This window comes from Synechococcus sp. W55.1, assembly GCF_047461655.1.
In the GTDB taxonomy this organism is placed as follows: Bacteria; Cyanobacteriota; Cyanobacteriia; order Thermostichales; family Thermostichaceae; genus Thermostichus.
Genome location: NZ_JANSHN010000026.1, coordinates 27,921 through 49,136, shown reverse-complemented (window position 1 = coordinate 49,136; position 21,216 = coordinate 27,921). Strand labels below are relative to the sequence as shown.

Here is a 21,216-nt window from a genome sequence, read left to right as displayed (position 1 = left end):
CTAAAAAAACCAACTTCATCCTCTTTCCTCTATAAATTACTCTCTCTATCCTAACATAAGATCAACACGACCTAGGGGAATGTCTCCAGTTCAATCAACACAACTGCACCCAGAGTTTCCAGCCGACCGTTCGGGTATGCGGAAGGCGGTCAACTCAAGACAATTGGGCAGCAACGGCTTTCAACAGGTGTTTTTGGTCAACGGGCTTCGTCAAATAGGCATCGGAGCCAAAGCATAACCCCTGTTCAATCTCTTCGGGAGAGATTTTCGAGGAGAGAAAGACAAAGGGGATGTGAGCCGTGGACTGATCCCATCTCAGAGCATCCAGCACCCCATAGCCGTTCAGCTTGGGCATCACCACATCGCACAACACCAAGTCCGGCATCAGCGTGCGCACCATCTGCAAACCCTCCTCTCCATCGGTGGCCGCCACCGCGTCGTACCCCGCTCTTTGCAACACCTTCTGCAGGTAGGTACGGATGGAGGGTTCGTCTTCAATCACCAAGATGCGTTTGGACATAACTTTGTAAAAAAGCAAGCAAAAACCAAACCCAGCCCAGCCTGTCGGGCCCACTATCCACTTCCCGGAGCAACAGAGATCCGAGTTGATGCAGGAGCAAGTAAAAGAACTATAGGGGCAGTGTAGGGAAACCCTGAGGAAAAAAACTCCGCCAAATCGCTCATTCTGGGATCCCACGGCTCTGCAAAAATCCTGGTAGCGTGAGGGACAACTTTCCTTGTCCGTAGATTTGCGGTTATGCCAGGTAGCCCAAACTCCTCTCCTCCTTTGGGAGAGGGGCCGGGGGGGAGGGCAGCCTATTCTGAGGTCAGTTGTCGTTCCATCAGGCGGGCGAGAGCGGCGGTGGGAGTGGTCTGCCCTTGCAGCAACTGGTGAACCTCTTGAGTAATGGGCACGGGGATCCCGTGTTGGGCGGCAATTTTTACAACGACCGGAGCTGTGTAAACGCCCTCGGCAGTACCCTCCATTTCGGCCAAAATCTGCGACAAAGGCTTGCCCTGGCCCAGCCCGTAGCCCACCCGGTAGTTGCGACTGAGGGAACTGTGACAGGTGGCCAGCAGATCCCCCAACCCCGACAGGCCGTTGAAGGTTTCTGCCCGTGCCCCCAGCTTGGATCCCACCCGGATCATCTCTGCCAGGCCGCGGGTAACCAGAGCCGCACGAGCATTGGCCCCCAGTTGCAAGCCATCACACACGCCAACAGCGATGGCGATAACATTTTTCAGGGTGCCGCCTAGCTCCACTCCCAGCGGATCGCTGCTGGTATAGAGGCGGAACCGCTCCGAGGAAAGGGCATACTGCACCTGCACAGCGGCCCAGGGATCCCGGCTGGCCACCACTGCTGCTGCCGGCAAGCCTTGGCGGATCTCCGCCGAAAGATTAGGCCCCGAAAGCACCACCAGGGGCTGCTCCGGGAAGGTGGCCCCCCAAATTTGGGTAGGGGTCAGAAGCTGCAGTGGATCCAACCCTTTGGTGGCCGAGACCAAAATTGCCTGCGGCGGGATCCCCACTTGGCGCACCGCTTCCACCACAGGGCGTACCCCCGCCATAGAGACGGCTGAGATGAGGATTTGGGATCCCTGGAGCACCTCTGCCAAATCCAGGCCCTTGCGGCGATCCCAAACCCGCACCCGGTGCCCTTGCCCCTGAGCCAGCATTGCCAGGGTACTTCCCCAAGCCCCGGCTCCCAAAATAGCAACACTTTGAGGAGATGTTGGGCTGTGGCCTTCTGCGTTAGTGTTCATCCGACCTTTCCACCCGCAGACTTCTTTTAAGCTTTCCTCGTGAGATGCCTCTCAAAAAACCTGCACCGGCGAAGGGAAGACCAACGGCAAAGGTTAGTATGGGTGGATACCAAATCATGGGTTAGCTCGAGAGCAGACGACATGGCAGAAGCAGGGATCCCCCGTCTTCCTCCTGAGGTAGCCGCCAAGATGGGAACCTGGCAGCACGGCTATGCCCTTACCAATGGCATTCAACTGCACTATGTCACCCAAGGGGAAGGGGAGCTGGCGATCTTGTTGCACGGTTTCCCGGAGTTTTGGTACTCCTGGCGGCATCAGATTCCGGTGTTGGCGCAGCGGTTTCGCGTGGTGGCACCCGATATGCGCGGCTACAACGATTCCGACAAACCGGATCACGGCTATGACCTGGATACCCTTACCGAGGATATCCGCGGCTTGCTAAGCCACTTTGGGGCCCGAAGAGCGGTGGTCGTAGCCCACGATTGGGGGGGAGCCATTGCCTGGCACTGGGCGCAATTTTTCCCTGAGGAGATTCGCAAGCTGGCCGTCCTCAATTCTCCCCATCCGGCCTGCTTCCGGCGGGAGTTCTTGAGCAACTTGGATCAACTGCGCCGCAGTTGGTACTTGTTCTTTTTTCAGTTGCCTTGGCTGCCAGAGTGGGTGCTGCAATGGGACTTGGGAGATTGGGTGCGCCGCATTTTCCAGGAAACTTCGGTGCGCAAAAGCGCCTTCACCCGCCACGACCTCAAGCTCTACCAAGAGGCCCTCTCCAAACCCAAGGTTCTCACCTCTGCCCTCAACTACTACCGCCAGCTTTTTAACCTGCCCACTTTGCAGAACCTGTTTTTGCAGCCCATGCGGCAAATCCTCGCCCCTACCCTGCTGATTTGGGGAGAAGAAGACTTTGCCCTCAGCCGCGAGCTAACCGAGGGGATGGATCCCTTTTTCCCCAACGGCCTGCGCAAGGAGTACATCCCCGAATGCGGCCATTGGGCGCAGCAGGAAGCTCCGCAAACGGTCAATCGGCTGCTGATGGAGTTTCTCTAGCGGGCCGGGCTTGGGATCCGCTCTTTACCATCTTCAAGGGTTGACCCTAGAATAATCCACTGAGTTTATGGGAGAACCGGCATGGCCCTGGAGTATCCATCCCATCTGCGCTACGTGGACACCCACGAGTACATCCATGTTGAGGATGATATTGCGGTGATTGGGATCACGGCTTATGCCGTCGATCAACTGGGGGATATCGTTTTTGTGGGCTTGCCCGAAGAAGGGACAGAGATTGAAAAAGGGGAAAGCTTTGGCTCGGTGGAATCGGTCAAAGCCGTCGAAGATCTCTATGCCCCTCTTTCTGGAGAGGTGGTGGCCGTGAATACAGCGGTGGTGGAGAGCCCCGAAAGCCTTGCCGACGATCCCTATGGCGATGGCTGGCTGATCAAGGTGCGCATTGCCAACCCCGAAGATCTCGAGGACACCATGAGCGCCGAAGCCTACGCCAGTTTGGTGGAGGGATCCTAAACTCCAGCAGTTGGCCCTGAACTACAGCAAAGTCTCTCGGTTACCACCCTCAGCTTTGGCCCGGTAGAGGGCTTTGTCGGCAGCAGCCAGCAGACTTTGTGGGTCAGTTCCTTCTTCCAGCTCCAGCAGAGAGGCGATGCCCACGCTGCAGCTTAGGGAGATGGTCTCCGTCCCCGCCTGCACCAACAGGGTCTGGACAGCCTGCCGCAAGCGTTCTGCCAGCCCTAGGATCTGCGAGTTCGGGATCCCGCGCACCAGCAGGGCAAACTCATCGCCCCCCAAGCGGGCCACCAGATCGTCTTGGCGAACGTGAGCTTGCAATCGCCGCGCCACCTGGATTAAGGTTTGATCCCCAGCCCAGTGCCCCCAGCGGTCGTTGATTTGCTTAAACCCATCCAAATCCAGATAGAGCACGTGGAGGGGAATGCGATGGCGAAGGGCAAAGGGGATCTCCAGCTCCAGTTGCTCCAGGAAAAAACGTCGGTTATGCAAGCCGGTCAGCGGGTCATAGAGGGCAGCAGTGGCCATTTGCAAAAAGAAGGCTTCTTCTGCCGCGTTGTAGTAGGCAAACTTGAGGGTGCTGGCCCCCACTTGAATGTAATCTCCATCCTTCAGGAGAACGCGGCTGACGCGCTCGCCGTTAACATATGTGCCGTTGAGGCTCTCCAGGTCGGTGAGGACATAACCTTCATCTTCTCTCTCCAGCCGACAGTGCTGCCGGGAGACGGCGTGATCCAAGAGCTGGATATCCGCGCAGTGGCTGCGCCCCAAAACCCCACCCCTTGCCAAGGGAAACGTCATGCCCATATTGGCGCCGCTGAGCACCGTTAGAAAGGCCGCAGTTGCCTCAGGCTGGGGTCTGCGCTCGTAAAACTCCAAGGGGATCTGAGTGGTTGGCTCCTCTGGCAACTGAGAGAGAGGGTCGAGAGGCATGGAGAGGTCCAACGAATTGTGCGGGTTAGCAGTAAGCACTCGTTAATATCCGTATTATGTCGGTTTTCCCCAGGCCGTGTTTGGGTGAGCGAGGGATGTCTCGCCGGTTCTGATCTGTAAACTTGCGGAACTCTGGAGTTTATCGTATACCATCGCACGCGGTGAGGCCCTCAGTTGAGAGCTACGCGAGGATTCCATCCCGCCTGCGCGGTTGTATCGGCCAGCTGTGGGAAGAAGCTCAATGGCAAACCCCAATTTCCCCAGGATCCCAAGTATTTTTCGGGATAACTCAAAAAACGGGTTCGGTTTGCCCCTCGTTCCCTGATTTCGAGAAGAGGCTCTCTCCTCTATGTCCTACAGATCCTCTGACTTCTGAAGAGTTGCCGAGGCGGCCTAGAATGGGTCTGGGATCCCCGAGAGGAGAAATGGGGCATGATTAGACCCAATTCTGCCCATCTATTGACCCCGGATTTTCGCCTCAGCCTGTCGGTGTTGGCTTTGGCGGTGCCGCTGTTCTGGCTTTCGTTTTGGGCGGGGCTAGGGGTGGGCCTGTTCGGCCTGTTTTTGATGGTGCAGACCTCTCTGATCGGTCTGGCCTTTACCAGAACGGCGCTGCAGGTCTACAGCGGCTCCAAGCGCATCCGCGAGTTCCCCTACAGCGAGTGGCAGGATTGGCAAATTTTCTGGCCGCCGCTGCCGGTGTTGTTCTTTTTCCGAGAAACCAAAAGCATTCATTTTTTGCCGATGCTGTTTAACCCTGCTGAGCTGAAGATGTGTTTGGAAGAGCGGGTGGGTCATCTCCACGCCCAACATCGGTCTCAAGGATCCCCGCCGATTGCTGGTCCGGGTAGCTCCCGCCGATGAGTGGCTCCGCCTTGTGGGTTTGGCAGCAGGCAGAGAGATGGCGCTGGCTGGAGTGTCAGCTTTTGGCGGAGTGGCCTCACGCTTTTGGCTCTCGCCAAGGTCATCCCCATCCCCCATCTCAGTTGGCCGCTCGGCTGCAACTGCCCCCTGAACGGGCCGCGTGGGGCCATCAGGTGCATGGCTGCAACTGGGTTTGGGCAGATGGGATCACGGAAACCCTTGGACAGAAGGGAGAGCAGGACTGCTCTGTTGGTCAAGGGATCTCTACCCGTTCTCAGGCGGATGCGGTCATTGCCCGCCGCCAAGGGGATTCTGCCTGGGTCTGCACCGCTGACTGTGTGCCGATTTTGGTGGCCAGTCGAGAATGGGTGGCGGCCATTCACGCCGGGTGGAGAGGCACTGCTGCGGGGATCTTGTCCAAGGTGCTGCAGGAGTTTCTCCGGGCGGGGATCCCTGCTGCTGGGATCCGCGTTGCCATCGGGCCTTCCATTTCGGGGTCGGTCTATCAGGTGTCAGAGGAGGTGGCGGAGCAGGTGCTGCAAAGCCTACCCCCAGGGCTGGATGCCCGCGCCGCCCTGTTGCCCGATCCTCTGCCTGGCAAGGTTCGCCTGGATCTGCGCTGGGTCAACGGTGCCCAAGCCCAAGCCAAAGGGATCCCCCCTGAACACATTGCCGTCAGCCCCCATTGCACCCTCAGCCAGCCCCAAGATTTCTTTTCCTATCGCCGCGATGGATCCCTGAAGGATGAGCAGGGCCGTCATTGCGTGCAGTGGTCGGGAATCGGCCTGCGGTCGTAGGCAGACTTGACCCAGTTCTGCCCGGAGGAACGGGAAGTAGTGGCTATAATTGCGCTCAAGACAGGGCTCTATCTAACTACTGGAGATCCCATGGTTTACCGCGCTGTTTTCTGGGGATTAGCTGGGATGGCTTTGGCTTTCTCTCTCGCTTTCCTTGAGGAGGCTAACGCTCAAACCTCGCTGACTGGCATCAACCGTGACAGCGTACTGCAACTGAACCTTGGGTCGGGACGCAGCCTCCCTCGGGTACCTGTGGGCGGTTCAGGTTCTGAGGAGGGCCGGGATCCTGCTGCTCCTTCGGCGCAAATGTGGGCAGAGTGGCATATTCGCGCCAATGTCTGTACTGGAAACCTATCCACAGAAGAACTGGCGGAGCTGTTTCCATTGGTGAATCAAGCTCTAGTGGATGCCGTTTGCCGGGGAGGAAGTTAAAGGTTGCCCAGGCTGGCGGTAAGGTGAAGAAGGAGCCTCTAGGTCGCTGCTGCATGGATTTTGAGAAACTTTTGGAGGAATGGGTTGCAGCCTTTGCCCAAGTGGCCGAAGAAAGTTTGGCCTCTTTGGAGACTGCCCTGGTGGAGCTGGCAGAACACTGGGGCGCGCCTCTGCAGGAAGCCCTGAGGCAGTGGGAAGCCCTCTGGAATCTGGAGGAGGAAGTGGAGCCTGAGCCAGAGCCTTTTGAGGAAACCTTCAACCCTTCTGTGGGCGAATCGTTCACCGCCAGCCGTTTCTTCGTCAGCCCGATAGGATTTGGGGGCGTGGTTGTTTACACTTACGTGGCTTCGCCGCCGGAATACATCGGGGATCCCACCTGCCGCTACAACGCCCATTCTCCGGAGTTGCGCTGTGCCGTCAACCCCTGCGGCCCCTGTGAGGGCTGTCCCCACTATGAGCCCCGGAATGAGCCCCGATGAAGGGTGACCGCCTGATTGTTGCGCTGGATACCTCTTCTCAAGAGCAGGCTTTGAAGTGGGTGGACTCTTTGCCGCAGGTGCTGTGGTGGAAGGTGGGCCTGGAGTTGTTCACTGCTGCGGGTTTTCCCATTCTGCAGGCTCTCAAGGAAAGGGGCAAGCGCATTTTTCTGGATTTGAAGCTGCACGACATTCCCCACACCGTGGGGAGGGCCACGGCGGTGGCCGTCAGCTATGGAGTGGATCTGCTCACCGTCCATGCTGCCGGCGGCAGTGCCATGTTGCGGGCAGCCGTGGCAGCTGCCCAGGGCAGTCCTTGTCGGCTATTGGCGGTTACCCTCTTAACCAGCATCAGCCCCCCGCAGGTGCGACAGGAACTGGGCATCGAGATGGATCCCGCCGACTACGTGTTGCATTTGGCCCGGCTGGCTCAAGCCCAAGGCTTTACCGGACTGGTTTGCTCTCCTCAGGAGGTCTCGCGGCTGCGCCAAGCTTTGGGGCCGGAGGTTTTGCTGGTTACTCCCGGGATCCGTCTGAGCCAGGCCAATGGGGGGGATGGTGAGGAGGATCAACAGCGCATCTGCACGCCCGACGAAGCTCTGCGGGCAGGAGCCGATTATCTGGTGGTGGGCCGCCCCATCACCGCTTCTCCCGATCCCGTGGCCGCCTTGCGGCGCTTCCAAGCCTCATGGGATGCTGCCGGGTGAGGGTGTGGGGAGATGCCCGATGTTATTGGGGTAGTTCTGTAATGCAACGACGCCGTAGGCTTGTGCAGTGGATCCCTGAAAAAAGGCCGGCTGGATCCGGCAGGAGGCGTTGGCTAGGAGTCGGTTTGTCGGTGGTTTTGGGCCTGGTCAGCACTCCTGGGCGCGTTAGGGGTGCGGAGCATTTCGTTCCGGCAAGAGGGGAAACTTGCCTGGCTGCTCCTCAGGTTTGGGCTGAGGCTCTAACGGAGCAGTTGCCTTTGTTTCTCAATCTGGCCTTGAGCCGCTCCCGCTCTGAGTTTCAGGTTGTGCTGGTGGGGAAGCCAGAGGTTGAAATGCTCTCTCCAGGGTCTCCGGCCCGCTTACGCCAACAGGAGCTGGCTCCGGTTTTGCCGGACACCGCAACTGCTGTTTCGCCAGAAGCTTTTCGGCTGTATTTCACCACGCTGGAGCGCCGCTTGGTCTTGCCCCAACACCCCCAAAAGGAGGGCAACTCCTTGGCCGGTCGGCGCAGCGAAACCCTGCAACTGGCCTACGAGGCTTATGTTCTGCGGGCTGCTCCTGGGGATCCCTGGCGGTTGGTGCGTCTGCAGGTAACCGGATCGGGGATCCCCATTCGCGATGTAACGAATGGACTCACTGCCCAGGCCATCCGCCGCTGGCAACAGTCGGGTTGCCCCTTGACGGGCGATCTAGAGTTGACTAGACCTTCTCTCTAGCGGCCGGAGCGCTTTGCGTCAGCATGAGTGCGGGAGTATGTCACGCGGGGAGATTCTCTTTTGGAAGTAACGAAGGGGCACTTTTTCTCCCCAACCGGCCAAGAGTAGAGGGCGTTGGATGTTCTGCTGCCGGTCGAGGGCCCACCCCGTGTAGGGATAGTGTTCTGCACTGCTCATGCGAACAGGCTAGGGTTTACCCATGAAGTTTCCCCCCGCCACACCCCGCCCGGGCAAGCGGCTGCCCCGCGGCTCATTTCCCCGCCTGCGGTCGTCCAACAGGGACAACCATCGCCTTCGGCGTTTGGTCGGTTTTGGTTTCATGGGCCACTGGCTGCTTTGGGGGGGGATGGGCCTTCTTTTGGGGCAGCGACTCCGCTCTTGGGGGCAACCGGCTCCTCTGCAGTGGTGGCGCGTTTTGCCGGTGAGCGGTTCTGAGGGATCCCTGACTTTTGTCCAACCGGAACTGCCTCTCTACCACTCGTTCGCGTCAGTGGTGCGGAGCGCTTTTGCCGACAGGCTACTGCCCTGGCTGGCTCAGGGAACCGGGATCCCGGCTGAAGGGATCCTGCAAATCTTCTCGGCTGTAGCCTGCTTGGCCATTCTGCTGCTGTGCTGGAGCTGGGGCAATTTCTGGAGTGCTGGGCTGTGGGGACTCAGCCCCTGGGTGTTGACCCAAGGGTTGGAGCCGGGCAGCGAGATTTTGGGCAGCCTGGTTTTGCTTTGCAGTTGTGGTGTTGGGCCGGGATCCACCTTGCGCTGGTGGGGTCTGGCCTTAGCCTGTGCCCTGTCCTATAAGGTTTGGCCCTTGGCTTTGCTCTGGGCAGGGCTGTGGACGAGCCAGCAGTGGCCGCGGCAACCGTTGCGTTCGCGTCAGCGGCTCGGAATATCAGGACTGCTTTTGCTGCTGCTGGTGATGGGGCTTTCCTGGCTGGGACGGTTTAATTTGCCGGCTACCTCTGCTGAGGTGATTCCCTATCCTCTCAGCTCCCAAAGTGGCTTGGCTGTTTTGGCTACTTTGATGCTGCCCTTGGGGTTGAGCTTGGTGCGGCTGGGCTGGCCTTGGGCGGAACGGCAACAAGCCCTGCTCAGCTTGGCCGGCTTGGGCCATGTCCTCTGGGTGGGAGTGCTGGCAGCAGTGTTTTGGGATCCCCAAGTGAACACCCTGCAGCAAAGTGCTCGCTGGGGTTTGGTGGTGCTCCCCTTCCTATGCCTGAGCGCCGGCGGCGTCTTGGCTGAGATCCCCTACCGGAGCTGGCGGCGGGTTTTGGGATCCCTACTCCTGGGCAGTTCTTTCTTGTTATCGTGGCAGGCATTGGCCTAAGGTATTCTTTCTCTTGCTTGCCATGACCCAGACCTCGTCCGCATCGGCACCGCGTAGCACTTCGCGGCCCTTGTTGCAAACCCTTTTTGCCCAACGGGCTCAGGCTGTGATCCCTTCTCCTTTCGGGGCGGAGATCCCAGGGGCGGTGCCAGTGGTTACCAGTTTTACCTTTGGGCTGGCGGATCCGCGCCTGTTTCCCAAGGCCGACTTGGCGCGGGCCACGGCGGAGGTGTTGGCGGAAGATGGGGACAATGCCCTCAATTACGGCGGCACGTTTGCCGGGCTGATCGACGTGGTGCTGCAGTTGATGCGGGATAGAGGGGTAGAGGCCCAGCCGGAAAACCTACTGATCGGCTATGGCTCTGGGCAGATCCTCGGCCTACTGCCTCAGGTCTTTGTGGAGCCGGGGGATGTAGTCATTGTGGAAGGGCCCACCTTCATGGGGGCTGTCAGCCGTTTTGCGGCGGCAGGAGCGCGTCTGATCTCGATCCCGGTGGATGGGGAGGGCATGGTGGTGGATCGCTTGGAAGAGGTGCTGCGCGATCTGGCTCGCCAAGGGATCCGCCCCCGATTTGTCTATACCATTCCCACCTTCCAAAACCCCAAAGGCTGCACCCTCTCTGGGCCACGGCGGCAGAAATTGGTGCAGTTGGCGGCTGAGTACGGTGTGGTGGTGGTGGAGGACGATGCCTACTACGACCTGCGCTTTGCCGGGGATCCCTTGCCCAGTTTGGCTGCGCTGGATCAGGAAGGCTGGGTTCTGCACGTGGGCACCTTCTCCAAGATTGTGGTGCCGGGAGTACGGGTGGGCTGGGCCTGTGGTCACCCTGAGATCATCCGCCGCCTGGAGATGTTTCGCAGCGAGGGATCCCTGGGGCCCTTTCTGGGCCGGGTGGTGGCCCGCTATTGCGGGGAGGGCCGTCTGCAGAGCCACATTCAACTCCTCACCCGTCGCTACCGAGAAAAGTGCCAGGTGATGCTGGAGGCCATCGCTCAACATTTTCCCCCCGAAGTCAAGGTGGAGGCCCCTGGGGGTGGATTCTTCGTTTGGTGTGAGCTACCCCCTTTCCTAAGCGCCAGCACCTTGTTGCAGGCTACCCGTGCCCTGGGGGTCACCTTCCTACCGGGCACCCACTGCTTTGCCGACGGCCAAGGAGACCATGCTCTGCGCCTGGCCTTCAGCTATCAACCCGAGGAGCGCATTGTCAGTGGGATCCAGACCATTGGGGAACAACTGTACAGACTGATACACTCTTGCGCCAGCGGTGCGGAGCAGCAAGGGAAGGAGCTCTCCAAAAGCATGGATCCTTGAAGCCCAGAGCGCAGATTTCCCGCTCACCTGCCCCCCACAGCCTTGGCCACGCGCCGGAAAAATTGCCCAACGCCCTTCACCAGGTTAGGTGCAGATTCTGGACGAGCCGGGATCCCTGCCATGAGGGTGTAGTAGTCATCCAAGAGGGTGTGCTCTTCTGGAGAGACCGTGTTGTCGGCCATCATCAGGTTGCCGATTGCTCCCAAAAGTTGCATGCGCTCGGTTTCGCTGGCCTGGGCAAGATAATCGGCCATCCAGCGCTCGGTTTGCTCCATTGGGATAGGCTCTTGGATCAGTTCTCGCAGCTCGGTATCGTGCTCCAAACCATAGCGGCGCAGCAGGGATCCCAAGTAGGCCAATTCCTGGGGTTCCAAATGCCCATCGGCCCAAGCAGAGCCGGCCACAATTTTGAGCATGAGCTGATGTTGAGTTGTGGGGTTCATGGTGGGATCCCTTGCTGAGAACTGTTGTCGCTACGCGACACTTCTGCGAACGTGTCAGGGGGCCAGAGACCTTAGAGGCTGCAGAGTTGAGGGGATGAACAGCTTAACTATAGCCAGACCTTGGGTGAGCCATCTGCATTCGCGCCAGCGGTGCGCAGCCCTTTTTTCGGCTAGGATCGTTATCTGTATTACGAACACTGAGCTATTCGCGATAGCGGGACGGAGTCCTTTTTCTCGCCCATTCTTGCAATGCTGAGCGCCTCTCCTTGCCAATTGGATCTTGCCATTCCGGCCCCAGGTCGGCTGTACCGCGGCAGCGGCGTTCTGGAAGCTGTGCCCCTCACCGTGCTGGGATCCCGTGTGCTGGTGATCGGGGGGGAACGCTCCTTGGCTGTGGTTGAGTCCCCTCTGCAGCGCAATTTCGCGCGGGAGCCTGCCGTCCAAGTCCACTGGACTACCTACGGGGTAGATTGCAGCGAGTCGGAGCTGGCGCGTTTGCAGGCGCTAGCCATGGCGGAGTCCACAACCGGCATCTTGGGGGTAGGCGGGGGCAAGGCTCTGGATACGGCCAAGCTGGTGGCCCACCGGCTGCGGATCCCCGTGGTTACCGTGCCCACCTCTGCTGCCACCTGTGCCGCCTGGAGTGCCCTATCCAATATCTACTCCAACAGCGGCGCTTTTCAGCGGGATGTGGCCTTGGATCAGGCCCCAGCCGCCTTGATCTTGGACTACGACCTCATTCGTCAGGCTCCCCCTCGCACCTTGGTAGCCGGGATCGGAGATGCCTTGGCCAAGTGGTACGAGTCTTCTGTCAGCAGCGGCGCATCGGAAGATGCCCTGGTGATTGGGGCAGTGCAGCAAGCCCGTGTCTTGCGGGATTTGCTTCTCCAGCAATCGGCGGCGGCCCTGCGGGAGCCGGGCGGAACTGCTTGGAAACAGGTGGTGGATGCTTGCATTTGCCTGGCAGGGATCGTTGGCGGCATGGGTGGGGCCAAATGTCGGACGGTGGCTGCCCACGCTGTCCACAACGGGCTAACCCATTTGCTGGGGCATCGGGCCACTCTGCACGGAGAAAAAGTAGCCTTCGGTATCCTGGTGCAATTGCGCCTGGAGGAGATCTTGCAAGGAAACCAGTTGGCGCTGGCGGCACGTACCCAGTTGCTGACCTTTTACCGGCAGGTGGGGTTGCCCCTCAACTTGCGGGATCTCAAGCTGGGTCACCTGGGATCCGCCGACCTGCTGCAAGCCGCCCAAGTGGCCTGCCAGCCAGGATCCGATATTCACCACCTGCCCTTCCCCGTCGGCCCCGAAGCCCTGCTGGTTGCCCTCACCACCACCGATTTAACCAGCTCCAGCCCCGTTCTGCCTCGGGTCTAGGTCATTGCCCCTGGCAGAGGATCATCTGCCTGCTATCAAACTCCGCCGGTACGGGCCTGAGTTGCCATCATGCGCAGGCGGGCTTCGCCGTAGGTTGCAAAGGTAGCGCCGGCAAAGATCAAGGCCCCACCCAGCCAAGTCCATCCATCGGGGATCTCAGCCAGCACCCAAAACCCGATTAAGCTGGCCCAGAGCAGACGAGAGAAATCTAAAGGTACGAGCATGGTCAACTCAGCCATCTTGTAAGCCTGGGTGAGAGCCACCTGCCCAATGCTGCCCAGCAGCCCCATAGCCATCATCCACAGCCACTGTTCGGGAGAGGGCCATGTCCAAACCCAAACGGTAGCCAGAAACGAGAGAGGGGTTTGCAGCAGGCCCATGTAGGCCGTGATGGTGAGGCTGGACTCAGTACGGGAGAGGATCTTGAGCACAATGGTCACCCAAGCAAAGAGGGCGGCAGCCGCCAAAGCCAACCCTACGCCCAGGGATAGCTCCCGAAACCCCGGCCTCAGCATTACCCAAGCCCCGGCAAACCCGAGCCCCAGAGCCATCCAGCGGTAGTGGGACATGCGCTCTCCCAACACCAACACCGCCATCAAGCTGGCAAACAAGAGCTGGACAAAGCTGAGCGCCGTAGCTTCCGCCAAAGGCAAGAGGCTGGCTGCCCAAAAGGAGAGCAGCATCCCCACCGTGCTGATCGCCGAGCGCAGGAGGTAAAAGTCCATCTTGGCGGTGCGCAGGGATCGGATCCCGACCCGCAACACCAGCGGTGACAGGGTGAGAAACCCGAATAGGTTGCGCAAAAAAACAATCTGAAACGGATGAAGGGCGGGAGTGTTGAGCCGGATGATCGCCCCTAAACAGGCAAAGCAAGCGGTGGCCAGCAGCTTCAGGGCAACTCCTTGCCAGATCCTCGTTTTTCCCCACCCTGCAAAGCGGCCCAACTGGTGGCGACACCACGTCTCCAAAGTCACAGCTCACACCTAAACGGTTTAGGCACTAAGTTTTAAGCTCTGGACTCCCAGCTTAAACGGACTTCCAGGGATCCGACCTACCACCCTAGGCAATCTTTGCCGTCCACCGGCACTCCTGATCCCTCTCGCCAGGGGGAAAAAGATGGGGATCCCAAGACATAGCTATTTCAAGTAGCCGTAAACACTTCGTCCCGTCGCTGCATGTCTCCCCTCTCTCTTTGGGAGAGGGGCTAGGGGTGAGGGAGGAGACCGGTTGAAACCTCTAGGTTTGCCTGAGAATTTCTTGCAGGTATCCGATGACCATTTCCGGCTTGAGATGGGCCATACAGGGATGGCCTTCCACCGGGCAGGCTTCGTTTTTGAACTTGTTGTCTACACAGACCCGGCACTTGTAGGCGGTTTGGGTGAGGTAAACGTGGGGCAGACGAGGAGCCCATAGCCGTACTGGGCTGGCCCCATCTCCATCGGCATCGTTGCCAAACAGGGCAATGGTAGGGCAGCCCACCGCCGCCGCAATGTGCATCGGCCCCGCATCCACGGAGATACAAACCCGCGCCCGCTTCAAGGCTCCTGCCAGCTCGATGAGGCTGGTTTTGCCCCGCAGGTCAACCATTCCTGTTTGGGCCAGCAGTTCGTCTTCGCCGCTGCCGCCGTGGTAGAGGGATCGCTGCAGCTCCGGCGCGCTGCCGATCAACCCCACCTGCCATCCCTGTCCCTGGCACCACTCGATGACCTGCCGCCAGTAGTCCAGGGGCCACATCTTGGCGCGGCGGGTAGTGGTGATGTGCACCAAAACCTCTGGCACCGGAAAATCGGGATCCCGGCTGGGTAGCTCCAGACGAAAAAAATCCGTCTCCACATAGGCCAGGCGGCAGAAGATCTCGGCAATGTAGTTGCTGGTGAGGATATCTTTGTAGCGCTGCAAAAACTCCAGGCTGTTCCAGTCGTCGTCTTGGAGCATGCGCTGCACCGGGTCGGAGCCGGGATCCAACTTGCGGCGAAAATCCAAGGTCAAACCGGCTCCGGCAATGTATTGAGGACGCAGCGCCGTCACCGCCACCAAGTTGAGCTCGCTGAACTCGTCGCAGTTGATGGCCAGATCGTAGGGCCCGGCCTGAGCCACCCGTTCTCGCACAGCAGCGGTTAGGGCCTCGAGGTAATCGGGGCGACGGCTGTAAAGAGGAAAGCTAAAGTCAATGTAGGGACAGTGAAGTTCGAAGTCGCGGGTAATTTCGCTGCCGAAAAAGTCCAGCACACAATCGGGGTACTTCTCCTTGAGGCCCCGCAACAGCGGGATGGTAACCACAAAATTGCCCACCTTGCTGGAGGAAAACACCGCCAGGTGGGGATGTTCCCGCAGAGGTTGGTTGGCAAACCGTTGCATAGGGCTAGGGGAAGATAGCGTTTGCGGCCTCGTCGCGACAGCGTTGCGGTTCCTGTTCGCGTAAGCGTTGCGTGGCAACATAGGGTGCCGCAGGCACAGCAACAACCCCGCCAGGGGCGGTGCAGACAGAGCACTTTTGTTAGGCTAGCATTCCCCTGTCCTGCACTTGGATGGCCATGTTGGGATCCCTGGGCCTCAGGGGAGACTGGCTTGGCTGCCATCCCAGATGACCACCACGGCAAAGCGATCCAGGAAGCCATCTGTCGCATTCATCTGGCGCAGGCTAAAGGCATCTTCGGCGGAAATCACCAGGTCGTAGCCAAGGGTACGGATGGCGCGAATGCGGTGGGGCCGTTCCCCAATGCGGTTTACCAGCGAGCGGGCCTGCTCTTCCGAGGTGGCATAGGCGGCTGTGCCCTCGCTGCCCACGAAGGCGGCGTTGAGGTCTTGGCCAAGATTGACAGGGGTGTAGACTTGGTTGCCGTCGGGATCAAACAGGCGCATCGACTGGCTGGGCAAGAAATCTAAGCCCCGCGCATCCACAATCAACCCCGTCACTTGCGGTTCCCGCCGCTGGGATCCCGCTTCCAGACCCGCTCCACCCCCTGGCCCTTGGCCCGCACCCATCCCTGAGCCAGGGCTGGCTCCGCGCACCCCACTCTGGCCGCTGCCCGGCCCGACCACTTCCCCCTGCCGGGATCCAGAGCCACTGCCGCCGGGGCTGGTGCCGAACTGCCGCAACAGATCCAGATCGAAAACCGGGCCCTCTGCCACTTCCCCGTTGATGGGTTGGGCCGGCTCTACTTTTTGATCCGCTCCCTTGGGTGGGATGGAGTCCTTGGTTGCCGGACGCCAGGGCGCTGCTTCAGAGGCAGGCTGCTCTCCGGCGGGCAAGGCAGGGGATCCCCCTTGCAAGCGGTAAAGGGGAGGAAACAGCGTCTGTGCATTGATCGCTTCCATGGGCAAGACCGATCCCGACAGCAGGATCCCCAGCGCTGCCCAACTCATCTGGATCCCGGAACCTTTCCCGGCAGGCTTCCACCTCCTCATCCCAACACCTCTTGGCCACGAAATCTGCGGCCCATCTCGCAACAGCTCACCTTTCCCCCATGCTACCCAGGCGAGGCCGGTTCGGCAGGGGATCCCGCGCAATCCCACCCTTTGTTTTTGATCCCCAGCGATCCCCAAGCTCTTGACCAACAGGCAAAAATACGCAAACATGGGTTCATCATTCTTTATGATCCCCGTTGATCCCCACCTGATGGTTGTCAGCGGCTGGAGAGCGCAAGGCAGGCCGGCACGCCAGCGGGTTCGAGGCTGTACTGAGCCGCAAGCTGGGATCGGCCTTTGGGTTAGAAGCTGGAGCATTGCACAAAGCCCGATTTGTCGAAGAGAAGACAGGAGACCCCGACCATGCCACAAGAGCGGATCCCGTTGGAAGAAATGACCATCCGGCAGTTGCGGGAAGAAGCTGCCCGCTATCAGATCCCCAAGTACAGCCGCATGACCAAGGAGCAACTTGTCCAGGCCATTCGGGAAGCCCAAGCTGCTCGCAGCGGTCGTCCCGCTGACACGATGCCAGAGCCGAGCGGCCAAGAGTCGGTTACCCAAACGAAGTTTGTGGGCCAAGAGGTTGGCGGTAAGCCGGATCTGGCCGATGTGGACAAAGGGCTGGGCGATTTGCCGGGCGGTTACGGGGAAAGCCGCATCGTTTTGCTGCCGCGGGATCCCCAGTGGGCCTACGCCTATTGGGATGTGCCCAACGAGGCTAAAGAAAGCAAGCGCCGCGAGGGCGGCCAACAGTTGGCGCTGCGCCTCTACGATGTGACGGATATCGATTTCAGCTACCAGCCGGCCCACAGCATGCAGGAGTACCCCTGTGATGAGTTGGCGCGGGAGTGGTATTTGCCGATCCCGGTGAGCGATCGTTCCTACATTGTGGAGATCGGCTACCGGACGGCAGATGGCCGCTGGCTGATGTTGGCCCGCTCGGCTGCAGTGATGGTGCCGCCAGTCTTTCCCTCCGACTGGTTTGAAGAGCATTTCCTGACGGTGCCCTTCGATATGGCCCTGCAGGGCCGCACCCTCTACCAGCTCAGCGAGCCTTACAAGCGCAGTGCCACCGGCATGGGTGTGGTGGCCTACAAGGGCGATGAGCCGCAGCAAGGGGCCATGGTCGATCCCTTCCTAGAAATGGTGGGCGGCTTTGAGTCAATGCGGGTGGCGGGATCCCTGTTTGGCAGCCACCAGATGGGCAGCCGCCAATTGGTGCCGGAGCAGGCCATCAGCTCGTTTATCATCCCCTCGGGTGTGGGCATGATGGGGATGGCCATGGCCGAAGTGCCTGCTGCTCCTTGGATGGCTTCGGGATCCGGCTTGGGCCTGTTCTCGGGGGCTTCCGAAGTGCTGCCGCAGCGCTCTCGCAAGTTCTGGTTGGTGGCCGATGCCGAGCTGATTGTCTATGGGGCCACAGAGCCGGATGCCACCGTTACCATTGGCGGGCGCAAGATCCAGCTCAACCCCGATGGCACCTTCCGCTTCCACATGGCTTTCCCAGACGGCAACATCGACTTCCCCATCTTTGCGGTGGCTGCCGATGGCGAGCAAAACCGGGAGATCCACATGACCTTCGACCGCCGCACCCTCTCCCGCCGCACCAACACCAAAGAAGAGGCCATCGAAGAGCTGTTGCCCTAAAGGATCCAACCTTCGGCTTCTCGCCCCCTGGAGCTGGCCGGGGGGCTTTTTTCCCTGGGCTGGAGAGCTTGACTCCAGCCATCAAAACAGGGGATGCCAGCCCTAGGAGAGGTCGATCACCCGGATCAGTTGTTTCAGCTTCTCCATCACCCGTCCGGAGCGAAGCAGGTCTTCCGCCTGTTGGATCCCTTCTGGCAAGGATGGAGCAAGCCCGAGGAGCCACAGATAGCTGCCCCCATTCCAGAGAACGGCTGGGGTGAGTTCACAGGGATCCCCGCTGAGCACCTGCTGCATCTGCCGGAGCAGCTCTTTCTCTCCGGAGAAGGGAATCTCCGGGCCTGCCAAGTGGCAATCTCTGGCCTTCAAGAGCAGCCGTTTGCCGCCCTGGTTGAGAATGGCCGCTCGCTCCCGTGGCAGGTCGCAACTGCCTTCCAGACCTTTGACGGTGGTGAATTGCCGAATCTCCCGCAGGGCAAACAGCTCCAGCATCGTGGCCTCGGTGGGAGGATGCACATAGCCGGCCACCAGGTGAAAGGGGCCTTGGTAGGGCGTCCAGACCAGTTCCAAGGTGGCCAAGGGGGGGCGCTTGCCGATTTGATCCCGGTAGTCCATCAGAGCCTGAGCCTGGGGAAAACAGGTGGGCAAATACAAAAATCCCAGCCCGGTTTGTTCCAGCAGTTGCCCCACCCGCTCCAGGGATAGCCCTCGCCAATCCACCCCCAAGCTCCGCCACACCGCTTCCAAGGGCAGCCCATACTTGGTGGGACAGAAGCCAGAGCCATGCAGCAAAACGGCTGACCCTGCCGCTGCCAGCAGCAAAGCCACCAGCACCCCCAGCGGTGCCGTCCGCGAGCGGCCATCGTAGGGATGGCCAAAGATGATCAAGGGATGAGGCAGATCCTGCCGGGGCAGAAGAGGGCCGTACTCTGCATAGGCATCCAACATACCGGCCAGCTCCTCGGCAGTGGGGCGCTTGATGCGGTGGGCAATTAAAAAAGCCCCGATCTGGGCGGGAGTGGCCTCCCCCCGCAGGAGCATTCGAGCAGCGCTGGCGGCCTCTGCCCGGCTGAGATCCTGGTGGGTGTGGGTGCCGCTGCCGATTTTTTTCAACAGCTCGCGAAACTCTTGGCTCATAGCATCGGCGGTCGGGAGCGCTGGGCTACTCAGGATAGGGGGAGATAAGGGCGGAACACTTGAAACTACCGATATGGGTATTTGACCAGAAATTTCTACAAAAGGTCTCTACAAAACCGACAACAGCCCAGCAGAGGGCCAATGGGGATCTGCGCCGGAAGCAGGCTCAGCATTACCAGACTGCCTAATCAGCTGGGCGGCCAACTGCAAAAACCGGCGAATGGGAGGGATCCGATAGCGATCGCTGGTGGTGACCATAACCACCTGTCGTCTCAATAGGGGGGGCTCGGTGGGTCGCACCTGCAAATCCGGATCGGCGCAGCAGTCCACCAGGGCCGACTCCGGCAGGAGGGCAATCAACTGCCCCTGTCGCACCACCCCCCGAAAGGCATCCAAGGTGTTCAGTTCCAGGGCTGCTTTCAGGGGAAGCCCCTGTCGGGCCAGATGGGATCCCACCAAGGAGCGCATGGCATAGCCATCTTTGAACACAGCCTGGGGATACTCCGCCAGCACCTTCCAGGGGATCCGCTCGTAGCGGCTGAGGGGATGGGTGGCGGGCATCAATACTTGAATTGGCTCCGAGTACAGTGGCTCCACCACCAGTTCTGCCCCCCGGGTCATCAGGGGATTCTCCATTACCAGGGCCACGTCCACCAGCCCATCCCTGAGCACCTTCAAGGCGCGGTCGCTGCCCAGAGCGGTAACCCGCAACTGCACCTCTGGGTACTCCCGGCAAAACTGTTGCAGCACCGGCGGCAGTTGATGGGCGATCAGAGAATGGATCCCGGCAATGCAGAGCTCAGTTTGCTGGCCCTGCAGCCATTCTCGAATGCTTTCCTGAGCCCGCTGCCATTCCTGACAGATGCGACGGGCATGGGGCAAAAGCCGTTCCCCAGCTACGGTTAGAGCCACCGGGCTTTTGCGATGCAACAGCGGAGCGCCCACTGCTTCTTCCAGGGCCTGGATCTGGCGGCTAATGGCCGATTGGGTCAGACCGCTGAGGCGAGCAGCGGCCAAAAAGCTACCTGTTTCCACCACGTTCAAAAAAGCTTGCAACAACTCCAGCCGCACTCGGGATCCCTTGATGATGTAGCCTGCCGTGGTGGCATCCTAGCTGGGGAAGCGGTAGGCTTTTGTAAACACCGTTACAAGTTGTTTGTTGGACTGGGGATCCCCAAGCCAGGAGGAGAAGCAGATGGGTTGGGATCCAGCCTTGCTGGAGGGGCTGCTCAACTCCGCCATTCCCCACCTTTTCCCCGCTGCCCAGGTGGTCATCCGCCACAAGGGAAGGTGTATCTACTCAAGGGCGGCAGGTTATCTCGACCCTGAGACCCGGCGCCAACCAACAACCTCGGCCACCCGTTTTGACCTGGCCTCGCTGACCAAGCTCTACACCGCCACCGCCTGCATGGCCCTGGTGGAAGCCGGAGCGTTGCTGCTGGATCAACCGGTCAGTCTCCTGTTGCCGGAGTTTCAGGGATCCCGCCCCATTGCCCCCTATGAAGATCCTCTGCAGCCGGGGAAATGGATTGCTGTGGAACCGGAATCCTTAGGCCAGCTTGTTGCAACAGAACAGGTGACGGTGCGACAGTTGCTGGCCCACACCGCCGGTTTGCCCGCCTGGCGGCCCCTGTTTCGACAGCCCGATGCCGAATCGGCCCGGCACATGGCCCTGCACACCTTTTTGGCCTACAGGCCGGGATCCCGCACAGTCTACAGCGATCTTGGATTGATCCTGCTGGGGCTGGCTTTGGAACGTCTGAGCGGAACCCCTCTGGATCAGATCTTGTACGCCCGGATCTTGCAGCCTCTGGGCCTGAGCCAAACTCAGTTTTATCCGGGGGATCCTTTCGACCCACCCCCTGTCTCTGTCTCTTGTGCCCCCACCGAGCTGTGTCCTTGGCGAAAGCGCCGCCTACAGGGGCAGGTTCACGACGAAAATGCCGCCCGCCTGGGCGGGATCGCCGGCCATGCCGGACTATTCGCCACGGCAGAGGAAGTAGCTGCTTTCGGGGAGAGTTTTTTGACGGGATCCCTGTTGCAGCCCCAAACGGTGAGGGAAATGACCCGCGAGCAGTTGCCTCAGCAAGGGGATGCCCACCGCTGTCACGAGCGCCGGGGTTTGGGGTTTGCCTTGCGCTCCCCGGATCCCTTGGCCAGCAGCTCCCCGTTCAGCCCCAGCGCCTTCGGCCACACTGGCTTCACCGGAACCTCTCTGTGGATCGATCCAGAGCGGGAACTGGTGGTGGCGCTGCTCACCAACGCCGTCTACCACGGTCGGCGGGAGAACGGGTTCCAGGCTTTCCGGGTTGCCCTCCATCAGGCCATCCTAGAGGGGCTCTCCTGATCTTTTGATCTTTGAAAGAT

The 21,216-nt window shown here is 60.0% G+C and carries 21 protein-coding genes; 12 read left to right on the top strand and 9 right to left on the bottom strand.

What is annotated here, in order from left to right; all coding sequences use genetic code 11:
- Positions 1 to 154: 154 nt before the first annotated feature.
- Together NW816_RS12160 and NW816_RS12155 are read right to left on the bottom strand one after the other, a co-directional pair.
- Positions 155 to 520: a response regulator gene (locus NW816_RS12160; RefSeq protein ID WP_414355726.1), complete on the bottom strand. Its 366-nt coding sequence runs from the start codon at positions 518 to 520 to the stop codon at positions 155 to 157.
- Positions 521 to 816: 296 nt separating this feature from the next.
- A complete protein-coding gene (locus NW816_RS12155) occupies positions 817 to 1,764 on the bottom strand; it encodes an NAD(P)H-dependent glycerol-3-phosphate dehydrogenase (protein WP_414409327.1) in 948 nt (315 codons plus the stop codon).
- Positions 1,765 to 1,905: 141 nt separating this feature from the next.
- Here NW816_RS12155 and NW816_RS12150 point away from each other — a divergent pair, with 141 nt between their 5' ends.
- A complete protein-coding gene (locus NW816_RS12150; RefSeq protein ID WP_011432014.1) occupies positions 1,906 to 2,811 on the top strand; it encodes an alpha/beta fold hydrolase in 906 nt (301 codons plus the stop codon).
- Between the two features lie 81 nt (positions 2,812 to 2,892).
- Positions 2,893 to 3,282 carry a glycine cleavage system protein GcvH gene (gene gcvH, locus NW816_RS12145; protein WP_011432013.1) on the top strand — a complete coding sequence of 130 codons (390 nt, stop codon included), beginning with the start codon at positions 2,893 to 2,895 and terminating at the stop codon, positions 3,280 to 3,282.
- Between the two features lie 21 nt (positions 3,283 to 3,303).
- Here the strand turns inward: gcvH and NW816_RS12140 are convergent, their stop codons facing one another.
- On the bottom strand, positions 3,304 to 4,215 hold the full coding sequence (locus NW816_RS12140) for a diguanylate cyclase (protein ID WP_414409326.1): 912 nt from the start codon (positions 4,213 to 4,215) through the stop codon (positions 3,304 to 3,306).
- Positions 4,216 to 4,647: 432 nt separating this feature from the next.
- Between NW816_RS12140 and NW816_RS12135 the strand changes: the two genes are divergently transcribed.
- The 7 genes from NW816_RS12135 to NW816_RS12105 all read left to right on the top strand — a co-directional run bounded on the left by NW816_RS12135 (position 4,648) and on the right by NW816_RS12105 (position 10,840).
- Positions 4,648 to 5,079: a DUF3119 family protein gene (locus tag NW816_RS12135; protein WP_011432011.1), complete on the top strand. Its 432-nt coding sequence runs from the start codon at positions 4,648 to 4,650 to the stop codon at positions 5,077 to 5,079.
- Positions 5,076 to 5,876: a peptidoglycan editing factor PgeF gene (gene pgeF / locus NW816_RS12130; protein WP_414409325.1), complete on the top strand. Its 801-nt coding sequence runs from the start codon at positions 5,076 to 5,078 to the stop codon at positions 5,874 to 5,876. The genes NW816_RS12135 and pgeF overlap by 4 nt, the downstream gene beginning before the upstream one ends.
- A gap of 485 nt (positions 5,877 to 6,361) precedes the next feature.
- Positions 6,362 to 6,787: a DUF6464 family protein gene (locus tag NW816_RS12125; protein ID WP_414409324.1), complete on the top strand. Its 426-nt coding sequence runs from the start codon at positions 6,362 to 6,364 to the stop codon at positions 6,785 to 6,787.
- Positions 6,784 to 7,491 carry an orotidine-5'-phosphate decarboxylase gene (gene pyrF / locus NW816_RS12120; protein WP_414409323.1) on the top strand — a complete coding sequence of 236 codons (708 nt, stop codon included), beginning with the start codon at positions 6,784 to 6,786 and terminating at the stop codon, positions 7,489 to 7,491. Before NW816_RS12125 ends, pyrF begins: the two co-directional genes overlap by 4 nt.
- 41 nt (positions 7,492 to 7,532) lie before the next feature.
- Positions 7,533 to 8,207, top strand: a complete 675-nt coding sequence (locus NW816_RS12115; protein ID WP_414409322.1) for a hypothetical protein — start codon at positions 7,533 to 7,535, stop codon at positions 8,205 to 8,207.
- A 199-nt stretch (positions 8,208 to 8,406) separates the two neighbouring features.
- A complete protein-coding gene (locus NW816_RS12110; RefSeq protein WP_414409321.1) occupies positions 8,407 to 9,528 on the top strand; it encodes a hypothetical protein in 1,122 nt (373 codons plus the stop codon).
- Positions 9,529 to 9,550: 22 nt separating this feature from the next.
- The gene (locus NW816_RS12105) at positions 9,551 to 10,840 is read left to right on the top strand and encodes a PLP-dependent aminotransferase family protein (RefSeq protein ID WP_414409320.1); all 1,290 of its coding nucleotides are present in this window, start codon (positions 9,551 to 9,553) and stop codon (positions 10,838 to 10,840) included.
- Between the two features lie 23 nt (positions 10,841 to 10,863).
- On the opposite strand, the gene NW816_RS12100 is transcribed toward NW816_RS12105, so the two are convergent.
- Positions 10,864 to 11,283 (bottom strand): TerB family tellurite resistance protein, encoded by a 420-nt coding sequence (locus NW816_RS12100; protein ID WP_414356214.1) that lies wholly within the window; start codon positions 11,281 to 11,283, stop codon positions 10,864 to 10,866.
- A gap of 249 nt (positions 11,284 to 11,532) precedes the next feature.
- Between NW816_RS12100 and NW816_RS12095 the strand changes: the two genes are divergently transcribed.
- Positions 11,533 to 12,660 carry an iron-containing alcohol dehydrogenase family protein gene (locus tag NW816_RS12095; RefSeq protein WP_414409319.1) on the top strand — a complete coding sequence of 376 codons (1,128 nt, stop codon included), beginning with the start codon at positions 11,533 to 11,535 and terminating at the stop codon, positions 12,658 to 12,660.
- 35 nt (positions 12,661 to 12,695) lie between these two features.
- Here NW816_RS12095 and NW816_RS12090 read toward each other — a convergent pair whose 3' ends face one another.
- The 3 genes from NW816_RS12090 to NW816_RS12080 all read right to left on the bottom strand — a co-directional run bounded on the left by NW816_RS12090 (position 12,696) and on the right by NW816_RS12080 (position 16,026).
- The gene (locus NW816_RS12090) at positions 12,696 to 13,634 is read right to left on the bottom strand and encodes a DMT family transporter (RefSeq protein WP_414409318.1); all 939 of its coding nucleotides are present in this window, start codon (positions 13,632 to 13,634) and stop codon (positions 12,696 to 12,698) included.
- A 262-nt stretch (positions 13,635 to 13,896) separates the two neighbouring features.
- Positions 13,897 to 15,018 carry a glycosyltransferase family 9 protein gene (locus NW816_RS12085; protein WP_414409317.1) on the bottom strand — a complete coding sequence of 374 codons (1,122 nt, stop codon included), beginning with the start codon at positions 15,016 to 15,018 and terminating at the stop codon, positions 13,897 to 13,899.
- Between the two features lie 195 nt (positions 15,019 to 15,213).
- Positions 15,214 to 16,026 carry a hypothetical protein gene (locus NW816_RS12080; RefSeq protein ID WP_414409316.1) on the bottom strand — a complete coding sequence of 271 codons (813 nt, stop codon included), beginning with the start codon at positions 16,024 to 16,026 and terminating at the stop codon, positions 15,214 to 15,216.
- A 405-nt stretch (positions 16,027 to 16,431) separates the two neighbouring features.
- On the opposite strand from NW816_RS12080, the gene NW816_RS12075 reads away from it, so the two are divergent.
- Positions 16,432 to 17,715, top strand: a complete 1,284-nt coding sequence (locus NW816_RS12075; RefSeq protein ID WP_414409315.1) for a DUF4912 domain-containing protein — start codon at positions 16,432 to 16,434, stop codon at positions 17,713 to 17,715.
- A gap of 102 nt (positions 17,716 to 17,817) precedes the next feature.
- On the opposite strand, the gene NW816_RS12070 is transcribed toward NW816_RS12075, so the two are convergent.
- Both NW816_RS12070 and NW816_RS12065 read right to left on the bottom strand, forming a co-directional pair.
- Positions 17,818 to 18,849, bottom strand: a complete 1,032-nt coding sequence (locus NW816_RS12070) for an anthranilate phosphoribosyltransferase family protein (RefSeq protein WP_414409314.1) — start codon at positions 18,847 to 18,849, stop codon at positions 17,818 to 17,820.
- Between the two features lie 108 nt (positions 18,850 to 18,957).
- A complete protein-coding gene (locus NW816_RS12065) occupies positions 18,958 to 19,920 on the bottom strand; it encodes a LysR family transcriptional regulator (protein WP_414343887.1) in 963 nt (320 codons plus the stop codon).
- 124 nt (positions 19,921 to 20,044) lie between these two features.
- On the opposite strand from NW816_RS12065, the gene NW816_RS12060 reads away from it, so the two are divergent.
- Positions 20,045 to 21,196 carry a serine hydrolase domain-containing protein gene (locus NW816_RS12060; RefSeq protein ID WP_414409313.1) on the top strand — a complete coding sequence of 384 codons (1,152 nt, stop codon included), beginning with the start codon at positions 20,045 to 20,047 and terminating at the stop codon, positions 21,194 to 21,196.
- Positions 21,197 to 21,216: the final 20 nt, after the last annotated feature.

What these genes read in the sequence shown, in the direction of transcription:
- NW816_RS12160 (WP_414355726.1), bottom strand. Translation starts at nt 520, where the DNA reads ATGTCCAAACGCATCTTGGTGATTGAAGACGAACCCTCCATCCGTACC.
- NW816_RS12155 (WP_414409327.1), bottom strand. Translation starts at nt 1,764, where the DNA reads ATGAACACTAACGCAGAAGGCCACAGCCCAACATCTCCTCAAAGTGTT.
- NW816_RS12150 (WP_011432014.1), top strand. Translation starts at nt 1,906, where the DNA reads ATGGCAGAAGCAGGGATCCCCCGTCTTCCTCCTGAGGTAGCCGCCAAG.
- gcvH (WP_011432013.1), top strand. Translation starts at nt 2,893, where the DNA reads ATGGCCCTGGAGTATCCATCCCATCTGCGCTACGTGGACACCCACGAG.
- NW816_RS12140 (WP_414409326.1), bottom strand. Translation starts at nt 4,215, where the DNA reads ATGCCTCTCGACCCTCTCTCTCAGTTGCCAGAGGAGCCAACCACTCAG.
- NW816_RS12135 (WP_011432011.1), top strand. Translation starts at nt 4,648, where the DNA reads ATGATTAGACCCAATTCTGCCCATCTATTGACCCCGGATTTTCGCCTC.
- pgeF (WP_414409325.1), top strand. Translation starts at nt 5,076, where the DNA reads ATGAGTGGCTCCGCCTTGTGGGTTTGGCAGCAGGCAGAGAGATGGCGC.
- NW816_RS12125 (WP_414409324.1), top strand. Translation starts at nt 6,362, where the DNA reads ATGGATTTTGAGAAACTTTTGGAGGAATGGGTTGCAGCCTTTGCCCAA.
- pyrF (WP_414409323.1), top strand. Translation starts at nt 6,784, where the DNA reads ATGAAGGGTGACCGCCTGATTGTTGCGCTGGATACCTCTTCTCAAGAG.
- NW816_RS12115 (WP_414409322.1), top strand. Translation starts at nt 7,533, where the DNA reads ATGCAACGACGCCGTAGGCTTGTGCAGTGGATCCCTGAAAAAAGGCCG.
- NW816_RS12110 (WP_414409321.1), top strand. Translation starts at nt 8,407, where the DNA reads ATGAAGTTTCCCCCCGCCACACCCCGCCCGGGCAAGCGGCTGCCCCGC.
- NW816_RS12105 (WP_414409320.1), top strand. Translation starts at nt 9,551, where the DNA reads ATGACCCAGACCTCGTCCGCATCGGCACCGCGTAGCACTTCGCGGCCC.
- NW816_RS12100 (WP_414356214.1), bottom strand. Translation starts at nt 11,283, where the DNA reads ATGAACCCCACAACTCAACATCAGCTCATGCTCAAAATTGTGGCCGGC.
- NW816_RS12095 (WP_414409319.1), top strand. Translation starts at nt 11,533, where the DNA reads ATGCTGAGCGCCTCTCCTTGCCAATTGGATCTTGCCATTCCGGCCCCA.
- NW816_RS12085 (WP_414409317.1), bottom strand. Translation starts at nt 15,018, where the DNA reads ATGCAACGGTTTGCCAACCAACCTCTGCGGGAACATCCCCACCTGGCG.
- NW816_RS12080 (WP_414409316.1), bottom strand. Translation starts at nt 16,026, where the DNA reads ATGAGTTGGGCAGCGCTGGGGATCCTGCTGTCGGGATCGGTCTTGCCC.
- NW816_RS12075 (WP_414409315.1), top strand. Translation starts at nt 16,432, where the DNA reads ATGCCACAAGAGCGGATCCCGTTGGAAGAAATGACCATCCGGCAGTTG.
- NW816_RS12070 (WP_414409314.1), bottom strand. Translation starts at nt 18,849, where the DNA reads ATGAGCCAAGAGTTTCGCGAGCTGTTGAAAAAAATCGGCAGCGGCACC.
- NW816_RS12060 (WP_414409313.1), top strand. Translation starts at nt 20,045, where the DNA reads ATGGGTTGGGATCCAGCCTTGCTGGAGGGGCTGCTCAACTCCGCCATT.